The organism is Paenimyroides ummariense (assembly GCF_900115115.1).
In the GTDB taxonomy this organism is placed as follows: Bacteria; Bacteroidota; Bacteroidia; order Flavobacteriales; family Flavobacteriaceae; genus Flavobacterium; species Flavobacterium ummariense.
Genome location: NZ_FOVI01000023.1, coordinates 1 through 16803 on the forward strand (window position 1 = coordinate 1; position 16803 = coordinate 16803).

The 16803-nt window shown below is 33.8% G+C and carries 22 protein-coding genes; 5 read left to right on the forward strand and 17 right to left on the reverse strand.

Annotated features, from left to right (window positions below; translation table 11 throughout):
- Positions 1-804, forward strand: an 804-nt coding sequence (locus BM253_RS13560) for a LexA family transcriptional regulator (protein WP_317040966.1), incomplete at its 5' end; no start/stop codon positions are given.
- Positions 805-860: 56 nt separating this feature from the next.
- Here the strand turns inward: BM253_RS13560 and BM253_RS13565 are convergent.
- From BM253_RS13565 to BM253_RS13585, 5 genes are all read right to left on the reverse strand, one after another.
- Entirely contained in the window at positions 861-1208 is a 348-nt protein-coding gene (locus tag BM253_RS13565) for an SdpI family protein (RefSeq protein ID WP_091525380.1), read from the reverse strand.
- A gap of 76 nt (positions 1209-1284) precedes the next feature.
- Positions 1285-1746 (reverse strand): hypothetical protein, encoded by a 462-nt coding sequence (locus tag BM253_RS13570; protein WP_091525382.1) that lies wholly within the window; start codon positions 1744-1746, stop codon positions 1285-1287.
- On the reverse strand, positions 1743-2981 hold the full coding sequence (locus BM253_RS13575; protein WP_177205791.1) for an alpha/beta hydrolase: 1239 nt from the start codon (positions 2979-2981) through the stop codon (positions 1743-1745). Before BM253_RS13575 ends, BM253_RS13570 begins: the two co-directional genes overlap by 4 nt.
- 5 nt (positions 2982-2986) lie before the next feature.
- Positions 2987-3565: a YIP1 family protein gene (locus tag BM253_RS13580; RefSeq protein ID WP_091525386.1), complete on the reverse strand. Its 579-nt coding sequence runs from the start codon at positions 3563-3565 to the stop codon at positions 2987-2989.
- A gap of 3 nt (positions 3566-3568) precedes the next feature.
- Positions 3569-3841, reverse strand: coding sequence for a DUF2089 family protein (locus BM253_RS13585; protein ID WP_091521699.1), 273 nt, complete (start codon positions 3839-3841; stop codon positions 3569-3571).
- Between the two features lie 233 nt (positions 3842-4074).
- Between BM253_RS13585 and BM253_RS13590 the strand changes: the two genes are divergently transcribed.
- On the forward strand, positions 4075-4449 hold the full coding sequence (locus BM253_RS13590) for a transposase (RefSeq protein ID WP_450088499.1): 375 nt from the start codon (positions 4075-4077) through the stop codon (positions 4447-4449).
- Between the two features lie 106 nt (positions 4450-4555).
- Here BM253_RS13590 and arsB read toward each other — a convergent pair whose 3' ends face one another.
- From arsB to BM253_RS13645, 11 genes are all read right to left on the reverse strand, one after another.
- Positions 4556-5587: an ACR3 family arsenite efflux transporter gene (gene arsB, locus BM253_RS13595; RefSeq protein ID WP_091525388.1), complete on the reverse strand. Its 1032-nt coding sequence runs from the start codon at positions 5585-5587 to the stop codon at positions 4556-4558.
- 3 nt (positions 5588-5590) lie between these two features.
- On the reverse strand, positions 5591-6205 hold the full coding sequence (locus BM253_RS13600) for an arsenate-mycothiol transferase ArsC (RefSeq protein WP_091525390.1): 615 nt from the start codon (positions 6203-6205) through the stop codon (positions 5591-5593).
- 18 nt (positions 6206-6223) lie between these two features.
- Positions 6224-6697, reverse strand: a complete 474-nt coding sequence (locus tag BM253_RS13605) for a DUF6428 family protein (RefSeq protein WP_091525392.1) — start codon at positions 6695-6697, stop codon at positions 6224-6226.
- 88 nt (positions 6698-6785) lie between these two features.
- Positions 6786-7115 (reverse strand): ArsR/SmtB family transcription factor, encoded by a 330-nt coding sequence (locus tag BM253_RS13610; RefSeq protein ID WP_091525394.1) that lies wholly within the window; start codon positions 7113-7115, stop codon positions 6786-6788.
- A 359-nt stretch (positions 7116-7474) separates the two neighbouring features.
- Positions 7475-8281 carry a PRTRC system ThiF family protein gene (locus tag BM253_RS13615; RefSeq protein ID WP_091525396.1) on the reverse strand — a complete coding sequence of 269 codons (807 nt, stop codon included), beginning with the start codon at positions 8279-8281 and terminating at the stop codon, positions 7475-7477.
- On the reverse strand, positions 8281-9006 hold the full coding sequence (locus tag BM253_RS13620) for a PRTRC system protein B (RefSeq protein WP_177205792.1): 726 nt from the start codon (positions 9004-9006) through the stop codon (positions 8281-8283). The genes BM253_RS13615 and BM253_RS13620 overlap by 1 nt, the downstream gene beginning before the upstream one ends.
- Before the next feature lie 11 nt (positions 9007-9017).
- Positions 9018-10172, reverse strand: a complete 1155-nt coding sequence (locus BM253_RS13625) for a hypothetical protein (protein ID WP_091525398.1) — start codon at positions 10170-10172, stop codon at positions 9018-9020.
- Positions 10173-10189: 17 nt separating this feature from the next.
- Entirely contained in the window at positions 10190-10408 is a 219-nt protein-coding gene (locus tag BM253_RS13630) for a PRTRC system protein C (protein WP_091525401.1), read from the reverse strand.
- Positions 10409-10425: 17 nt separating this feature from the next.
- Entirely contained in the window at positions 10426-11037 is a 612-nt protein-coding gene (locus tag BM253_RS13635) for a PRTRC system protein E (RefSeq protein ID WP_091525403.1), read from the reverse strand.
- A 12-nt stretch (positions 11038-11049) separates the two neighbouring features.
- Positions 11050-11256: a hypothetical protein gene (locus tag BM253_RS13640; RefSeq protein WP_091525405.1), complete on the reverse strand. Its 207-nt coding sequence runs from the start codon at positions 11254-11256 to the stop codon at positions 11050-11052.
- A complete protein-coding gene (locus BM253_RS13645; protein ID WP_091525407.1) occupies positions 11240-11629 on the reverse strand; it encodes a single-stranded DNA-binding protein in 390 nt (129 codons plus the stop codon). Before BM253_RS13645 ends, BM253_RS13640 begins: the two co-directional genes overlap by 17 nt.
- Positions 11630-12225: 596 nt before the next feature.
- Here BM253_RS13645 and BM253_RS13650 point away from each other — a divergent pair.
- Entirely contained in the window at positions 12226-12762 is a 537-nt protein-coding gene (locus BM253_RS13650) for a GNAT family N-acetyltransferase (RefSeq protein ID WP_177205793.1), read from the forward strand.
- Between the two features lie 122 nt (positions 12763-12884).
- Here the strand turns inward: BM253_RS13650 and BM253_RS13655 are convergent, their stop codons facing one another.
- On the reverse strand, positions 12885-13517 hold the full coding sequence (locus tag BM253_RS13655) for a hypothetical protein (protein ID WP_091525409.1): 633 nt from the start codon (positions 13515-13517) through the stop codon (positions 12885-12887).
- A gap of 365 nt (positions 13518-13882) precedes the next feature.
- Here BM253_RS13655 and BM253_RS13660 point away from each other — a divergent pair, with 365 nt between their 5' ends.
- Together BM253_RS13660 and BM253_RS13670 are read left to right on the forward strand one after the other, a co-directional pair.
- Positions 13883-14155 carry a helix-turn-helix domain-containing protein gene (locus tag BM253_RS13660; protein WP_091525411.1) on the forward strand — a complete coding sequence of 91 codons (273 nt, stop codon included), beginning with the start codon at positions 13883-13885 and terminating at the stop codon, positions 14153-14155.
- Between the two features lie 1058 nt (positions 14156-15213).
- Complete coding sequence (locus BM253_RS13670; RefSeq protein ID WP_091525415.1) at positions 15214-16620, forward strand: site-specific integrase; 1407 nt, start codon at positions 15214-15216, stop codon at positions 16618-16620.
- Positions 16621-16803 lie beyond the last annotated feature (183 nt).

Consider the following 16803-nt stretch of genomic DNA (forward strand, 5'->3'; position numbering starts at 1 on the left):
ATTGTATCAATGTCTATTTTATCAGAAAACATAAGGTATCTGCGTGCCCAACTTGGGGTCTCTCAAAAAAAGGTTGCAGATGATTTAATTATTACACGCGTAAGGTATGCGAAATACGAAGACGCAACATCGGAACCACCCGTGGAGCTGCTTATAAGAATGTCCAGATACTTCCACATAAGCATCGACCTGATGGTTTCTGCCGACCTGCGTAAAATTCCGCTGAAGGAAATTATGGAACTGCCTGACAACCGTATACTGCTGCCTGTTAAGGTGGATCATAATGGAGAAAATACTATTGAGATCATTCCTCATAAAGCATCAATGGGATACTTGAGCGGTTATGCAGATCCCGAATATATTGAAAACCTACAAACCATTTCCCTACCATTTCTTGGAGCGGGTACCTATCGTGCTTTTCCCGTTGAAGGAGATTCGATGCCACCGTACAAGGATGGAGCATTTATTATTGGAAAATATCTTGAAAAAGCAACCGAACTGAAAAAAGGAAAAAGCTATCTGTTTGTTACCCGAAGCGAAGGTATTACCTATAAAAGATTGGTAAAAGCAGAAGAAGAAACCATTACCGTAGCCGCAGACAATACTTTTTACGATCCTTACAGCATACCGCTTGCAGATATTTTTGAGATATGGGAATATGCCTGCAGCATTTCGACAGAAGAGTTCACAAAAGATGATTTTAACATGGATCAGCAACAGATTATAGAGCTGCTTAAGGAACTGAAAACACAGGTAAAGGAATTGAAGAAAAAACCTGTAAGTATTTTCTATGAATCAAATTAATCAGTTTAAAATCAGAAACAATTATACTAAGTCTTTTCAAGGAGTTGCTACATTTTTTACTTTATTTTTCTTAAAGCCTTTTCAACAACCACTATCATTAAAATACTGCCAACAATCATACAAAACATACCAATTGCTAAATCTATGCTGTCGTTTGTTTTAAACAATCCTTTTGAGGGAGCAATCAATGTAAAAATCAAACCAGTAAGCATCATTATTTTGGCACTGTATGTTTGGGCAAAATTCCATTTTTGCTGACTTTGCATTGATGTCTGTGTTCGGTATCCATACAAACCATTAATTTTTTTCGGTGGAAATATATACATGACTGAACCGGCAAGTATAAAAACAATACCCACACAAAGCAGCATTTGGTTGCAGTATTCTAAAATAGTATTTATCATAAGTTATGAGATGTTAGGTTAGTTTAAATACTTGCAAAAAAGTAAAGAATAAAAGCAATTATAAAACCTGCGTACATTATTTGGTATTTAATAGTTCCACTACTTTTTCTAATTCCTGTGGTTTTTGCGTACCAATAACCAATTGTTTTCCGTTTTTAAGTTTTATGTGTAAACCTTTGTTGCCGCGTACATTGTAAACTGTTCCGTAGCTTGTCCACAGCCGAATTCCCCAACCGCCAACAAAACCGTAGTTGATTACTTTCATTGTTTCGATATTTGATAAACTAATGGTTTTCCAAACAAATGGAAAGTGTGTCAGTCTAATGTTTTCTTTGGTAACAACTGTCTTCATTCGTAAAACTGCAAAAAGTATAATTACCAAAAATATTATAATCAACGCCCATAAATTATTAGATGATACCGCACCATTAGTATATTCTTTATACATAATAATTATGGGTGTTGCCGCACTTGCTACAAGTAATAACCAAAGCCACCATTGGTTAAAGCGTTGATTTTCTGTGAATAGTGGTTTCATAGATTGTTTTGTTTTAAGAAACTTACGATTGTTGGCACTAAATCTTTATGTATTGGTAATTCTGGTTTATTGTACGATTCCATATTTTGCTGGTCATTTTCTACTTCTTTAAAAACATGATTCATTTTATCAATAATTACCATTGAAGATTTCGGATTAGCTTTATGTAATAACTCCGCTTCTTTTTGACCTACTTGCAGATCTTTTGTACCATTAATAATTAAAATTGGAATGTTTAATTTTGCAATTTCAATTTGCGGATTTCTACTGATCCAGTCAATTAAAAAAGGTTGGTTCTGCTCTCCGAATAATGATTGAAGCATTGGATTAATATCCTTCACTATTTTTCCCTCTTTTAATTGAGTTAAAATATTATTTATATCATTACCTAACATTGGAGCCTGCTTGTTTAATTGTTCTTTAAGTATAACATCAATTGAATTTCCAGCGCCTGCAAGTGATATAAAAGCAGAAACTTCCTTTTTAGATGCACTCATACCGACTAAAGAACCTTCGCTATGTCCGGCAACAATAATGTTTTTATAACCCAAAGTATTCTTTAAATATTGAACAATGTTTTGCACATCATCAATTCCATGTTGAAAATCAAATGACGGTATTTCTTCTTGGTTTTTAATAGAATAAACAACACGTTTGTCATATGTAAAAACATTGTAATTTTTTTCTGCTAAACCTTCAGCTAAATATTTAAAAGAATTACTTCCTGCTGTTCCTAAGGTATTTCCGTTTCGATCTGTTGGTCCTGATCCTGCAATTAATAAAATAACAGTTTCATTATTGGTAGTTTTATAAAGATCACCATCAAGTTTTTCTGAAACTTTTAATTCTTTTACTTTAAAATTTTGTGCTTCTGAAGAATTACTTTTTTTAGCTTCTGCTTTTGTTAGGTTTAAAGTGAACGAATAATCCCCTTGCTTAAATGTTCCTTTAATATTTTGATCATCAATAAGTTTGCCTTCATATATCATCATTGTTTGATCTTGCTTTAAATAAAGCATATTGTTTTCAAAGCGAACTTCGTTTACTTCTATTCCAAAAGCACCTTGAGAAGGAGCGTCAGAAGTTGCTTTGTATTGACCGTTTTCTTTTGTTACATGTAAGACAAAAGGTAGTTTTTGATTAGGAATTTCAATGTTTCCGTTCCAAGTTCCTTCTATTTGAGCAAATGAAGTAAAGCTGAATAATAATGTAATAAGTAAGATAAAGTTTTTCATAAAAGTTAAATTGAGTTGATTAAACCAGAAGTTAAAATATCTGTAATAATAAGAAGAACGAAAAATAGCGTATAGTGCCATATTTTCTTTGAGTTTGTTGCTGTCTTAAAACCGATAAATAGTAAATAAATATAGTATATGAAAAATACAAGACCAGTAAGTCCTACAAAAATGAATAATATAGGTGGTGATTGTGTATAAATACTCCCGTCTTTTAAAGCGTTAAGCATTTTTGAAGTTTCTTCGGTTAGAAAATTATTGAAATTTTGGAAAAATGTAATATAAATGGGGATTAATGCGATGAGAACGGTATTTAAAATATCGATAAATCTAGTTTTTTTATTAATTATTTTTCCTAAAATCAAAAAGACAATCGTTAATGAAACAACAATTATTACATGCGATATAATGACTTGTTTTAAATTAGGTGTTTCTGATATATTTAACCTTAAGATCTGTTGCTGTAATTGAAAATAATAAGCTAAGAAAATACCTACGATAAAAGTAGAGATTCCCACAAGGAACAATTTCTTATCTTCAACAAGGGCAAAAGGATTTTTTAGGAGTTGTAGTAATTTCTTCATAAGTTAAATATTAAGGTCTTTAATGTGCTGAATCATATCGTCTAACTGGTTACGAACCGTTGGGTAGCTTATTCCCAACTGTGCTGCCATTTCTTTTAAACTGCCGCTTGTTAAAAAAAACTGCAAAATAAATTCCTGTTCTTTAGGTGACAGTTGAAGGAATATTGGCAACGGATAATTTCCTTGAACCACAGTTTGACAACTTTCGCAGGTTAATTGCGTTACACTTAATAAGGTCTCGCAACTAGGGCATTGAGTTGGTAATTTTGCTTTCATTTGAATAAAATTAAAATGTAGTTTAATTTTGTTTATTCAAAAGTAAATAAAATTTAATTAATAAGCAATAAAAATTCATCAGTATTACTTTTATGAATTTCATTAAACCTTTTGGATGCTTTTATTAAAAGTGAAATATATTACAACGTCTGCAGAAAATAAAAAATTATTACAATTATCAAAGGAGATAAAATTCTACTAAAAAAGTTGAAAATAGCATATTCAATCCGAGAATTGGAAATCTGACCGCTGTAACCATTATCGCAGAAACCAATGGATTTGAGTTAATAAAGAATAAAAGACAATTGGTGAGTTATGCAGGATTAGATGTAAGGGAAAAGACATCTGGAACCTCAGTGAAATCCAAACCCCAAATATCAAAGCGAGGTAATCGGAATTTAAGAAAGGTAATGCACTTTCCGACACTAGCTGCAATAAGGACTGATGAGAGGTTCAGAGATATTTTCTTAAGATTAGTTTCAAGGCATGGTATTAAAATGAAGGCTATAGTTGCTATTCAAAGAAAATTATTAGAATTAACTTTTATCTTTTGGAAAAACAATTCTTATTATAACGCAGAACATGAGTATTATATTATTTCGTCCTAGGACATATTAAGGAATGAAAAAAGGGAAACTTTACGTGGCTCCACTAATAATCTATTTAGGAGGTTTAGCTTTTAGCTATAAACCCGGAACTTCTTTTGCCTTTTATTTAGTTATAATATTTCTTTTTAAGCCACAAACTTATCTTTACTAATAATATCAGAACGGGAACTTCTACCAATGGTCCTACTACTCCCACAAATGCTTGTGGTGAATGGATTCCGAATACAGCTATTGCTACCGCAATAGCTAGTTCAAAATTGTTTCCTGTGGCGGTAAATGCAATTGCCGCATTTTTATCGTAAGGAACTTTCAACCATGTATTGATAAAGAAGCTTACAAAAAACATCAGCACAAAATAGACCACTAACGGTATAGCGACCTTAATGACATCCATTGGCAACTGTACTATTTTATCGCCTTTTAAACTGAACATTAATACGATTGTAAATAATAAAGCATATAATGTAATGGGCGATATTCTGGGTACAAATTTTCTATTATACCACTCTATACCTTTTGATTTTACCAATGCGTAACGACTTAAAAAACCTGTCAAAAACGGAATTCCTAAGTATATCGATACGCTTTCTGTTACGTCTTTCATAGATACACTTACGTTGAAATTGGCTAAACCTAATTTTGATGGTAATACATTGATGAACAGCCAAACCAAAAAACTGTAACTCAATATCTGAAAGATACTATTTAAAGCAACCAACATAGCTGTATATTCTCTGTTGGCTTTTGCCAAATCACTCCATACAATAACCATGGCGATGCACCTTGCTAAGCCTATCATTATTAAGCCTGTCATATAATCGGGGTCGTTGCGTAAAAACAAAACAGCTAATCCGAACATTAATACTGTGCCGATTACCCAATTCAACAATAAGGATATACCGATTACTTTTTTGTCCTTAAAGGCTTTAGGTAGCAATGAATAATCCACTTTTGCCAATGGTGGGTACATCATTAATATTAATCCTATTGCTAAGGGAATATTGGTAGTACCTACTGACAAGCTGTTTGTAACATTGGAAATTGTGGGAAAGAAATAACCCAATCCTACACCTAATGCCATGGCAAGGAATATCCATAAGGTCAGATAGCGGTCAAGGAATTTTAGTTTTGGTTGCATAGGTTATCGGCTGATTTTTGAAAAGACGTAAAACATTTCGCTTGCTATCTGTAAACTCCTTTCTGAATATATCCTTGTCTGTTCGGAAGTGTTATCTGAAATTTTAGGATCTTCAAATGTAATGGGAATCCTTTTTTCAGCACCAGCGATAAAGGGACATCCTCCGTCAGCTTGCGAGCAAGTCATTATAGCCGCAAAAGCAGATACTGGATTAAAAGGATTGTCATACTTTTTAGAAAATCCAATTATAGGTTGGGAATTATCACTATATTTTATAGCATAAACAGGATTAGTGCCATCATTTATTTTGAAAATATTAAATCCCTGATCGGATAATGTTTCTGCTACTTTTGGAAATAATGCGGTTTCTTCAGTACCTCCTGAATAGCAATTTACGTTCTCAATACCGAAATGAGAGGCTGCTACTTGTGCCCAAACCTGTGATAAATGACTCCTGCGCGAATTATGGGTACAAATGAAATTTATATTTATTTGCTGCTTGCTATTTATTTTTAATTGAATAAAATCAATCAACGGCTGTAAAGTACTTTTACGCTCATCGTTATTGATTTTCTCCCATTCTAATTGTTGAATTGTCTCTAACAATGGTGGATACATGGATATTAGATTTAGGGTTTAGCAGCATCCTGAATTGGGAGTGCATGAATTTGATTGATTTACTGTTAATTCGGAAAGACTTTTGTTTTGTTTTTCAGAAGGAATTCCGCAAGCATCCTCAGCCAAGCAAGCAGTCGCTTTGTTTTTCAGTACAAATGTATTTCCATTGAAATCCAAATCGTACTTACCAATAGTATCGCTTTGATATTCCACTTCTATCTCCGCATCTTCAATTCCTAATTTATCTTCTGAAAGTTTAATTATACTTAATAGCTTTCCTGGTTTCAATCTATGCTCATAATCATTGGCATTCCACAATTGAAAATTGACTGCTTTTTCCTTGCGTATTACACCGCCACAATCAATAAATTTTTTGATGATTTGTCCGACTTCGGTAACATGAAAGTGTTCAGGAACAAATGTTCCATTTTCTAATTGAAATTCAACATTTTCTAATGCTGGTAAAATTTCTTTAATTTCAGATAACTTCATAATTCTAATAATTAAAATGATAAAATAGATAATTAGATAAATAAACGTTATATAGCAATATAACGATGTTAAAATATAAAAAAATGCTTTAACAGCACTGCTTTACGTTTACATCCTGATTAAAAAAGCCATTAAATTCCTCTTGAAATTGTTTCCATACCTTTTCGTCAATACAATAACAAACTGATTTTCCTTCAATTGAACCTTGAATAATCCCTATGGTTTTTAATTCTTTTAAATGTTGTGAAATAGTTGCTTGCGCTAAACCTAACTCCTCAACCAAATCATTACAAATACATGCTTTTTGGTTGATAATATATTGCAGGATTGCTATTCTGGCTGGATGCCCTAAAACTTTAAGAAGCGATGCAAGTTTATTTTGCTCGTCTTTATATATTTCTGTTTTTGTAAGTCCCATTTCTAAATTTATTTACATCGCAATATTACGGTATTAAATTTAAATACAAGAAATTTTCATTTATTATTTTTGAAAACTCATTATTAACTTTAAAAATCAACAAAAAAAATATAAAAAAACTTGGATCATAACACAGAATCTTTTCTTTGGTCGCTGTGTCGTAAGAAAAGAAGTCTGCTAAAACAATAAAAGGGATAACGAATATCCCGTGCAAAAATATTGCAACCTGTTTGGTAAAATGTAAGAAGTGGAATTTGTGTAGCGGTACATTTTGGCAAAGGGATTGCACCGATTTTAAATGCGAAAAGGCGGTTCCGACCAACGGAAGGATGCGTCTTTTCGCCGCCCGATTTTGGCTGTCAGGCGACTTTCAGGGGTTGGGTTTGAAAGTTCTTCAGATTAAGGAAAAAGCCCCTGTTTTCGGTCATTCCATAGCGGAACATAGACCATAATAAGGAACAACCCATTTGAGCCAATGTTGCATTGATATACAAATCCTGTTTTTCCAATGCTTCGGCTAAACTGCAACTTGGCGTATCATCCAATTGTTCGGACTGTTTCAGTAGTTCGCCAAATTCATCTGTAACCATTGGCAGGCTTGCCACTGTTTCGTATTTTTCGGATTGGGGTTGTTTGATTTCTCCGATAGTAGATAGTATAACTTGTCCTGTCTGTTGGCTGTTCCCAAAATCCAACCAATACTTGGGTTCGTCACGGTTCATTCTGCGTTTGCTCATCGCTTTGAGCATTTCTGCAATATCAAATCTTGCCTGTACATTATCCACACAAGTAATGTAAATCGTTGCTTTTGAATTTTCGGGCAATCCACCCAACACATTGCGTTCAAACTTTTGGGTTTCGGCTTTCCAATTCGTACCCATGAACCGATTGACACGGTTTATCAACGCTAACGATTTGTACAGTTCTGTTTCACTTGGTGCAAACCGCTGTCTGCCCAGATTGGCTTCTGTGATAATGTCATCGTCCCATAAACGTACCTGCAATCCTGCGTGTCCCAATTCTGTTAAACTGTGGCTCATTTCCATTAAGGCGGTCAGCACCTTCGAGCCTGTGCCACCTGCACCAATCAGACTAATTTCAATCGGGTTGGTAGGGCTTATCAAATAGTTGTCTGTAAAATGAACGACTGTTTTTACTGTTTCCATTACAATAGATTTTTTAGGGTTTTCTTGTTCGGTTTCAATACTTCTTTTGGAAAGTATTTTTCCGTGTTTACAAGGTCTTTCCATAGGTTTACGCAATTGCCTTTTATCGGGTTATGATTGCCTAACAAATGGCTGAAATAGGAATTGAAAAAATAATACTCCCAAGCCTGTATAAATTCTTCTACCGAAGCCGATTTTTTAATATCAACGCTTACCGTTCCCATACAGACTTTACCGTCTTCATAGATGTTGAAATAAGGTGTATGATACAACTCTGTTTTTTCTGTTGGTCTTCTGTCGCTTGCAAGGGCAAACACCCTCAAACCGTTTTTACTCGCTTTCCAAAGCATTGGCGGTACTTGTGCTGTTCCGTTTGGAATTTGCAGACTATCCACAAAATACATCTGCCGTTGCTGTGCTTTGGTGTACCAAATTACCGCTCCCTTATCTGCATTGGGATTGATGTGCAGGATGTTGGTCGGCAAAATTCCGTTTGATTTCAGAAAAGCTTTGTTCTTTTCCTGTTCGGTATTGAGTGCCTTTGCCAATACGTTGGCTTCCTTTACTGTCAAAGGGTGGGCGTTTATCGGATTACCGTTTTTATCCATATCAAAATGCTCTACATATACATCGGTGTTGCTTCCTTTGGTTTCATAGAATACCAAAGCGGATTTTGGGTGGTATAATGTGCCAAAGTCCTGTGTTATATCGTTAATTGTTTCCATAATTTCCAACTTTAAAAGGTGTGTAAAATGTCGCTTAAACTGTGCAATAGTTCAAACAATCGGTTTTCATAGCAAAGGTTGTTGGCGGTTATATCCCTGCCGTCAAATTGTTTTAGGATAATGGGTTCTTCCATTTGTCCGCACTCCTGCATTTCGGTGTTGACGGATTCTATAAGGGTTTCATTCAGCCAACCTTTGTGGTCTGCATAGAATGAAATATACTTTTCCATACCAATTATGTTTTCCATATCTTCCTCCGATGCTTCTCCGTTAGGTTTGGCATTGCGGAACACATTCTCATTCGGATAGGTTTGATAAAGGGAAAAGGCTCCTTTTGCTACGGTCAAACATTCGGTATCAAAATCATCTTTGGCATTAAAGCTGTTGATACGCTGTTCAAATACGGTCAGATTGGTACGGTTATTAATCCGCTGTTCCATATAATCCCCAATGTATTCAGCTTGTTTGATTTCGGCAAGATAAACGGCTGTTTGCTCGGTTTGGTCATCCATTTCCACCCAATCGTTCATCATTTCATACATCCAATACAGATAACTTGCTTCCTGCCTGTAATACGGAATGTCGGCTATGTGATAGAGATAGGTACAAACTGATAACAATAAATGAGCATTTCTTTTCCGCTTACGATTGTGCAACATTCGGTACATTGAAGCAATGGGAATATAAAAAAGTGTTGAGCCTGTATTGTAGCGTTCCTCACTTACGAAATAGGTTTTCTTACTGTCCTGTACCAAACGTATTTCTTGCCAATCCAAAACCTTTAACTTTAGTTTTTCTTCCATATCTGACATTGCCAATGCCATATTATAAGGATAAGGAAATTGTTTGCCCTGCATCGGTTCAATTTGGTAATGCTCTGCTAATTTGGAAAGGGACTGAACAAAATCCCTTTCCGTTTTATCTGATTTCCTGCAAGCCTTTAAGGTTTTTGTTTCTTTCAGTTTAGGCAGAAACGTACACTTTAGAAAACCATTGGCAACATTTCTGTCGGTACTGATTTGCGTTTGTCTTTGCGTACTTCGTTTGCATCCTTTGGCTTTTGCATCCAATTGGCGAACTCGTTTAATTGGCGGTGCAACTGTCGTTGTCGTTGCTGTTCGGGTATTTTGATAGTTCCCGATAGGATATGTTTGTGCATAATTCATTGCTTTAAATATTTGGTTTAACCTTTCGTTCCCATTACGCTCTCAAATTTGTACTCTAGCGCATCATCTTTGATTTGCGGTGCAGATGCTTTCGCAGTTGTGAGTATCGGATACATATTGGCGTAAAAATTCATTACGGCTTCCACGCTCCAACGTGGTTCGGGGTCGGTAAGTCTTACTTCCTGTCCTTTATCTTTGAGTATAAACACCCGTTCTAATTGCGTTGCTAATAACATAATGTTCGTTTTAATCGTTAATACTCTGTTTCTTCTTCGTCCGTTTCATCTATGGGATAATCGGCTGTAACTTCTTCCGTTTTTGGCGGTTCGGGTGTGGTTTCTTCCATTGCTCCGAAAAGGTTTGGTGTATCGAATTTTGCAGACAATGCCGTTTTGCGTTTGCGTATCTCATCTGCTTTTTCGGGAAACTCGGTTATATCGGGAACTTTCATCCACGCTTCACGGAATTTTCCCTCTTTTTCGAGTTCGTCAGCCTTTGCCATTCCGTCTTTAAATTTCTTGTCTTTGGCTTCTTTTTCCTTTTTGGATTTCTCGGTCTTTTCTTTCTCCATTGCCGATTGCTGTTTGACAATTTCCATTTGTTTTAGGAATTTTTCCATATCCACCATTACACCCGAAACGGTCTGTATAGGCGTGGTTATCTGCTCAAAAAATCCTTCGTCAAAATCCTGTGGCGTGGCGTTAAAAGTCAATGGGGGAATTAGATTTTTGGCACTATCTCCGCATTGCTCGTTATTGAGTAGTACCGATACTATAAGGTTGTTTTCTGCTCCTTTGGAAATGTTCAGTTGTAATACACCTGTAAAGTCCAAAGCTTGTATCTGATTGAAAAAATTGGTATTCATCGTTCTGAAATTTTAATTGTGATCTGTTCGTTTTTTGATTGCTGTAAGTTTCTCGTGTATGTCTGTCCAATAGGCTTTTTGTCTTTTGTCGAACTCTGAAAAACTCTTGTCCTCGTGGTGGTATCCCGTATTGCGTTTGGCTATCTTGATAGCTTCTTTTAGATTGGTTATTTCAATTTCGCAACCGTTCAAATCCGTTACTTTAAAAAGGCAGGTCATCTTCTTTTACTTGCAGGTTTATATTCTTGTTTTCATCTATAGCAGATGGTTGGCTATTCATATTTCTACTACTACCGTGAAGCTTAATGTTAGATGTATGGAAATTTAAGCCTGCTTTCGGTTCTCCATCCTTCCCTATCCATGCTCTTGTACTTACCCTACCTAAAAGTTCCACCAAAGTTCCTTTTGTAAGTAAGCTTACAACTTTTGTTGATATCCAATAAGAACAGTCAAAATAGATTGTCTGCTCAACTCGTTCCCCTTGTTTGTTTTTAAAATTTTCGTTTGTAGCAATTGAAAAATTCACTACCTGTCTTTCGTTCGACAATGTGCGGACTTCCGCATCCCTTGTCACTCTTCCAATAATGTTCATAATAGAATTATTTAAATGATTAAAACTCTTTACTTCCACTTTCTCTTCTTTTTTCTGAGAAATATTTCCAAAAGAAAAACGGAAAAAAGAAAGCAGATAAACAAAGTGGTCTATGGAGAAAACAAAAAGGAAACGGAATAATTGGAGGGTACCTTTTAGGGAGGAAGCCGTTTATGCCGTAGTCTTTTGGTTGGGAAGATGCCACGGGAAGACCACTATAAATTAGCTGCCTTTTTACCGGTTGACTATGGAAGATTAAGCTTGAGCTCTTATAGAAAATGTCATGGATTCAGAGTCCGTGAATAAAAGTTTAAAAAAGAAGTTTGGAAGTATTGAAAAACTCTTTTTTAATGTTTTATCAAATTAAAACCTAAAGCTCTTTTACAGAATGATCTTGAGAGTGATGGTAAATGTGCTGTGGTTTTTAAAACATATCAAGTCAAATTTATTTTATTGGTAAATAGCTAAAAATTAGAATATCAATATCATGGAATAAGAATTACAATGAAAAACGGTAGTATATCTCGCACTTATAATTTCATAATATCGATTAAATATAAAATCTACTCAAAGTATATTTTTTAATTTTACAGATTATGAATATAAAGATAAGAAAAGAAGAAAAGGAAGATTTCAAAACAGTTTTTGAACTTATTCGATTGGCTTTTGAAAATGTAGAATTGAGTGATCATAAAGAGCAGTTTTTAGTGGAAAGACTGCGCAGATCTGATGCATTTATTCCCGAGTTGTCACTTGTTGCTGAAGCAGATAATCGAATTATCGGATACATACTGCTTACTAAAATTAACATTGAAGACGCCGATAAAAATACTTATCCCTCACTTGCATTAGCTCCCGTTGCTGTATTGCCGGACTATCAAGGAAAAGGCATTGGTGGAAAACTTATAAAAACTGCCCACGACATAGCAAAAAAATTGGGATTTGGTTCAGTAGTGTTGTTAGGACACGAAGATTACTACCCGAAGTTTGGATATAAACTAACCAAGGAGTTTGGGATAAAGCTACCCTTTGATGTTCCAGAAAATAACTGTATGGCAATAGAACTATCGCAAAATGCGTTGCAAAATGTAAAAGGTGTTGTTAGATATCCGAAAGCGTTTGAAGTTGAATAAATCACTGATACTTTTTACTTCTTTTCTTTAAATATCAAAAGAATCTACAAATCATTCTCTGTTTGTTCTTTTTATTACATGCGTTTATCCCGAAAACGGTTAAACAAACTGCTATATTAACTTCAATTAATCCCCTCTTTAGCCTCCTTTAATATATTTTCGGCTCTCATCTTTATGGCTTTAGGCAATAACCTAAAATTATCATCCATCTCTTCACGGTATTTATCCTCAGGCTGAAATGGAAGCCATGCTGTAATTTTAGATTTCGAAAAAGTTTTACTATTATTTTTTGTGTAAACAATAACCTTCAGTGGTTTTACATCTAATCCATCAGATTCTTCAAAATATGTAAGATAAAACTCAGGAAATCCGTTATTATCGGCATCTGCTATTTCACAATAGTTAATAAGATATCGGGGTTGGGATAATCCTTTTGCGAAATCCTTAAATGTCATTACTAGTACTATTCCTCCATGATCTTCAAGATAAATTCCTGAATGCAGATCTTTTGGGATATCGTCTAAAAGCGCTGTGTTTTTTGCTTTACTTTCGTTTAAATACCATATATAACTTCCATGTTTGGGTACAAACGTCTTTACAATCATTACAGGATTACCTTCTAAAGGATTTCCCAGATCTTCAATAATATCTACAAATTTTCTATCGTTAGAAAAGTACACACCTGTTTCTATCTGAGCATTTACAGACAAACTAACTATACTTGCAGTAAGCACTAGTATATTTTTTAAATTCATTTTAAGTGATTTAAATGAGTTTAGAGTTTATATTTTGTATTAAACAATTATTGATGATTCAATCAATTTTTCTCTTAATATCTTTTAGCAATAATCTCAAAAATTTCTAATATTATTTCGCAATGCAATATAGCCTTTTAATCTTTTATGGAATTTAATTCTTTAAAATAGGATCCCTATCAAGTAAACAGATCATTAAAAAAGCTATCTGGTAATTTTCGTGCTTAATAGAATTCTATTTTCTTCAAGAATACATCTGTTATTTAGATTACATGAGACATAAAAAGTAAAAAACAGCACGCTACTTCCACTTGCCTACTTTCACCACCCCACTGCTATAAATTGCATTGTAAAATAGATCTACAATGGAAAACCAGATAACAAAAGAAGATTTAAGACAGTTTCGTTTACTCTTGCTGAACGATATAGAGAATCTGATTGCGAATAAAAAGAAAGGATATACAACCAAGATAACGGAAGACCCAGAATGGATACGCAGTAAATCAATCCGCCAAATTTTGAATATATCTCCGGCAACTTTACAAAACCTGAGAATCAGTGGAAAAATAGAATATAGGAAAGTTTTGGGTTCCTACTATTATAAAAAGGAGGATTTGCTTAAGCTTTTTAATAAGTAAGGACATGATCGTAAAAAATTACAATCATATTTTTGAAACTATGGAGAAAGATATTAGGATTAATGTTTGGCATCTCGCATTAATTCTTGCGATATTGCGTCTAGCAGATTTACAAAATAATTTTAGTACCATTCGGGTAAGCAGATCTGTGCTTATGAAATTGTCGCACATTCGGACATTCCCTACTTATCACAAATATTTTAAAGAACTACAGGAATTCGGATACATTACCTACTCCCCTTCCTACCACCCAGGATTCAAAAGCACTATTACACTAAACATTGTAAAATAAACAATCTACTTAATTTAAGTGGGAGAATAAATAAATCTTGTTCTTCATCCACATATATTAATTGCTTTTGAAATAAAAAAGCAATTTAAAGATAATAACAGTAAAAAAAACTTCAATTTCAACTATCTGATTATTAAATAAAAGAAAAAAAACTTAACTTTTTTTCAAAAAAAACGTTCTAAAAGCTTGGTTGGTTTTAAAAAGCCTCCTATATTTGCACCGTTGAAAATAACAAAAGCATAAGCTCTAAAGGTTCAACAAAAAGTAATTAATTAAGAATTAAAATACAATATCTTAATTATAAGTTCTAAAATATTTTGCAGACATTAAATAGAAATTTTCAAATCTATTCCGTATGCAAAAATATAAATGATATTTCGGATTTTAAAGTATAAATTATTTTGTGGCAAGTTCGTGGCAATCTTAATTTAAAAACTTCAAAACCCTTACAATATATAATACTAAAGGAGTGAGTTCAAATACCTCTTTCTCCGCCAAATATAATCAGTATTATTATTGATTTGTGCTAAAAGGCCTATAAAACCTGCAATCGTTTAAGATGTGCAGGTTTTTTTATGACCATGAGAATCACCAAAATTTATAAAAACGCCCAAAATTCTGTGGCAAAATCGTGGCAATTTTTACTGTAAAAAAATATTGCCACAAAACACCACTTAAACAACTGATTTTCAACATGTAAATAATTTTAACGACTTGAATTTAAAGTATTGTAATTCGATATTTATCAATATTTAAATTTTCATATATGTTAGAAGCAAGCTACGGGTTAAATTTTTTCCTAAAAACTCATCATAAAGGATCCGATTTAAGGTATATATACTTAAGGATTACCGTTGACGGAATAAAAAAAGAAGCATCTACCAAAAGGAAATGGGACGCAGCCCGTTGGAATCAGAAAATCGAAAAAGCTACCGGAACAAAAGAAGATGCTAAGTCTTTAAATTTCTTTTTAGAGTCAATTAAAAGAAAGATTGAAAATTATAAAATTCAGCTCATCAATAGAAATACTCCCATAACTTCTCAAAACCTTATAGATTTTGTTTTAGGGAATACTGAAGGAAATACTAAAGTATTGGAGGAGTTTCAAAAGCACAATGACGAGATCTTCGCCTTAGTTTCTAAAGGAGAATACAGTAAGGGTACTCACGAACGATATGTAACAGCCAGATCCCATGTTGAACAGTTTATAAAACTCAAGTATAAAGTAGACGATTTAGAGTTCAGACAACTAAACCATGAGTTCATTCAAGATTATGACTTTTTTTTACGTACAGTCAGAAATTGTCAGAACAACAGTACCGTAAAGTATATAGCAAATTTCAAAAAGATTATTTTCAGAGCGATTTCAAAAGAGATTATAGCATCTGACCCTTTTAAATCATTTAAAAACAAAAAAACTGCAGTTAGGAAAACACCTTTAAGTTCCCAAGAATTGTATACATTAGAGAACAAAGTGTTCGATTCTGAAAGATTGAATGAAGTCCGTGATATATTTATTTTTCAATGTTATACAGGATTAGCATACATAGACGTTAAGCAATTGAATAAGGAAGAAATCAGAACAGGAATAGATGGCAAACAGTGGATAATTTCCAACAGACAGAAAACAGGTTCATCCACTACTATTCCCCTACTTGCAAAAGCAATCGAAATTCTTGAAAAATATAAAGAACATTCTTTTTGTAAAAAAAACAATGTATTGCTTCCCGTCAAATCCAACCAAAAGATGAACGAATACTTAAAGGAGATTGCAACATTATGTGGTATTGATGACCTACTTACTACACACAAAGCAAGGCGAACTTTTGGTAGTACTGTTACTTTAAACAATGGAGTACCTATGCACGTTGTAAAAGAAATGCTGGGACACCAATCAATAAGACAAACAGAGGAATACGCATTGACGGAACAAGCTACTATTGGAAAAGAAATGAGTATACTTGAAACAAAGATATCTACCAGATTAAAGAAAGAATCTTCAAATGCTTTAGACTTATTAAAAAATATAGAAAGTGAAATATATACTTTATCAAAGAATATGGAGGTCCAAGAAGAAATTTTAGCCAACTGGGGAATTACAACAATAAGTTACAACGATATGGAACCAGGCGAAGCTTTGGAATTGTTTTTAAAAGAGCTTACCGGAATTTAATATTTAATGAACAAATTAAAATTATGAAAACCTTACTTTTTACCACTTCAGATTGCATTTCGTGTAATACAGAGCTATAGAACACATTATACAATAATGAACTTCTGCCAAACCTGGTTAAAATGATATCCGGATTTTTAATTCTAGCGTTATCGTCGCGATGGTGAGTTATTTTTCGTTGAA

Excerpts from the sequence above, each read along its gene's own strand:
- BM253_RS13655 (WP_091525409.1), bottom strand. The coding sequence starts at position 13,517 with ATGAATTTAAAAAATATACTAGTGCTTACTGCAAGTATAGTTAGTTTG.
- BM253_RS13600 (WP_091525390.1), bottom strand. The coding sequence starts at position 6,205 with ATGTATCCACCATTGTTAGAGACAATTCAACAATTAGAATGGGAGAAA.
- BM253_RS13575 (WP_177205791.1), bottom strand. The coding sequence starts at position 2,981 with ATGAAAAACTTTATCTTACTTATTACATTATTATTCAGCTTTACTTCA.
- BM253_RS13670 (WP_091525415.1), top strand. The coding sequence starts at position 15,214 with ATGTTAGAAGCAAGCTACGGGTTAAATTTTTTCCTAAAAACTCATCAT.
- BM253_RS13615 (WP_091525396.1), bottom strand. The coding sequence starts at position 8,281 with ATGGAAACAGTAAAAACAGTCGTTCATTTTACAGACAACTATTTGATA.
- BM253_RS13645 (WP_091525407.1), bottom strand. The coding sequence starts at position 11,629 with ATGAACATTATTGGAAGAGTGACAAGGGATGCGGAAGTCCGCACATTG.
- BM253_RS13565 (WP_091525380.1), bottom strand. The coding sequence starts at position 1,208 with ATGATAAATACTATTTTAGAATACTGCAACCAAATGCTGCTTTGTGTG.
- BM253_RS13650 (WP_177205793.1), top strand. The coding sequence starts at position 12,226 with ATGAATATAAAGATAAGAAAAGAAGAAAAGGAAGATTTCAAAACAGTT.
- BM253_RS13630 (WP_091525401.1), bottom strand. The coding sequence starts at position 10,408 with ATGTTATTAGCAACGCAATTAGAACGGGTGTTTATACTCAAAGATAAA.
- BM253_RS13625 (WP_091525398.1), bottom strand. The coding sequence starts at position 10,172 with ATGAATTATGCACAAACATATCCTATCGGGAACTATCAAAATACCCGA.
- BM253_RS13580 (WP_091525386.1), bottom strand. The coding sequence starts at position 3,565 with ATGAAGAAATTACTACAACTCCTAAAAAATCCTTTTGCCCTTGTTGAA.
- BM253_RS13570 (WP_091525382.1), bottom strand. The coding sequence starts at position 1,746 with ATGAAACCACTATTCACAGAAAATCAACGCTTTAACCAATGGTGGCTT.
- BM253_RS13640 (WP_091525405.1), bottom strand. The coding sequence starts at position 11,256 with ATGACCTGCCTTTTTAAAGTAACGGATTTGAACGGTTGCGAAATTGAA.
- BM253_RS13620 (WP_177205792.1), bottom strand. The coding sequence starts at position 9,006 with ATGGAAACAATTAACGATATAACACAGGACTTTGGCACATTATACCAC.
- BM253_RS13605 (WP_091525392.1), bottom strand. The coding sequence starts at position 6,697 with ATGAAGTTATCTGAAATTAAAGAAATTTTACCAGCATTAGAAAATGTT.
- BM253_RS13635 (WP_091525403.1), bottom strand. The coding sequence starts at position 11,037 with ATGAATACCAATTTTTTCAATCAGATACAAGCTTTGGACTTTACAGGT.
- BM253_RS13585 (WP_091521699.1), bottom strand. The coding sequence starts at position 3,841 with ATGAAAGCAAAATTACCAACTCAATGCCCTAGTTGCGAGACCTTATTA.
- BM253_RS13660 (WP_091525411.1), top strand. The coding sequence starts at position 13,883 with ATGGAAAACCAGATAACAAAAGAAGATTTAAGACAGTTTCGTTTACTC.
- BM253_RS13610 (WP_091525394.1), bottom strand. The coding sequence starts at position 7,115 with ATGGGACTTACAAAAACAGAAATATATAAAGACGAGCAAAATAAACTT.
- arsB (WP_091525388.1), bottom strand. The coding sequence starts at position 5,587 with ATGCAACCAAAACTAAAATTCCTTGACCGCTATCTGACCTTATGGATA.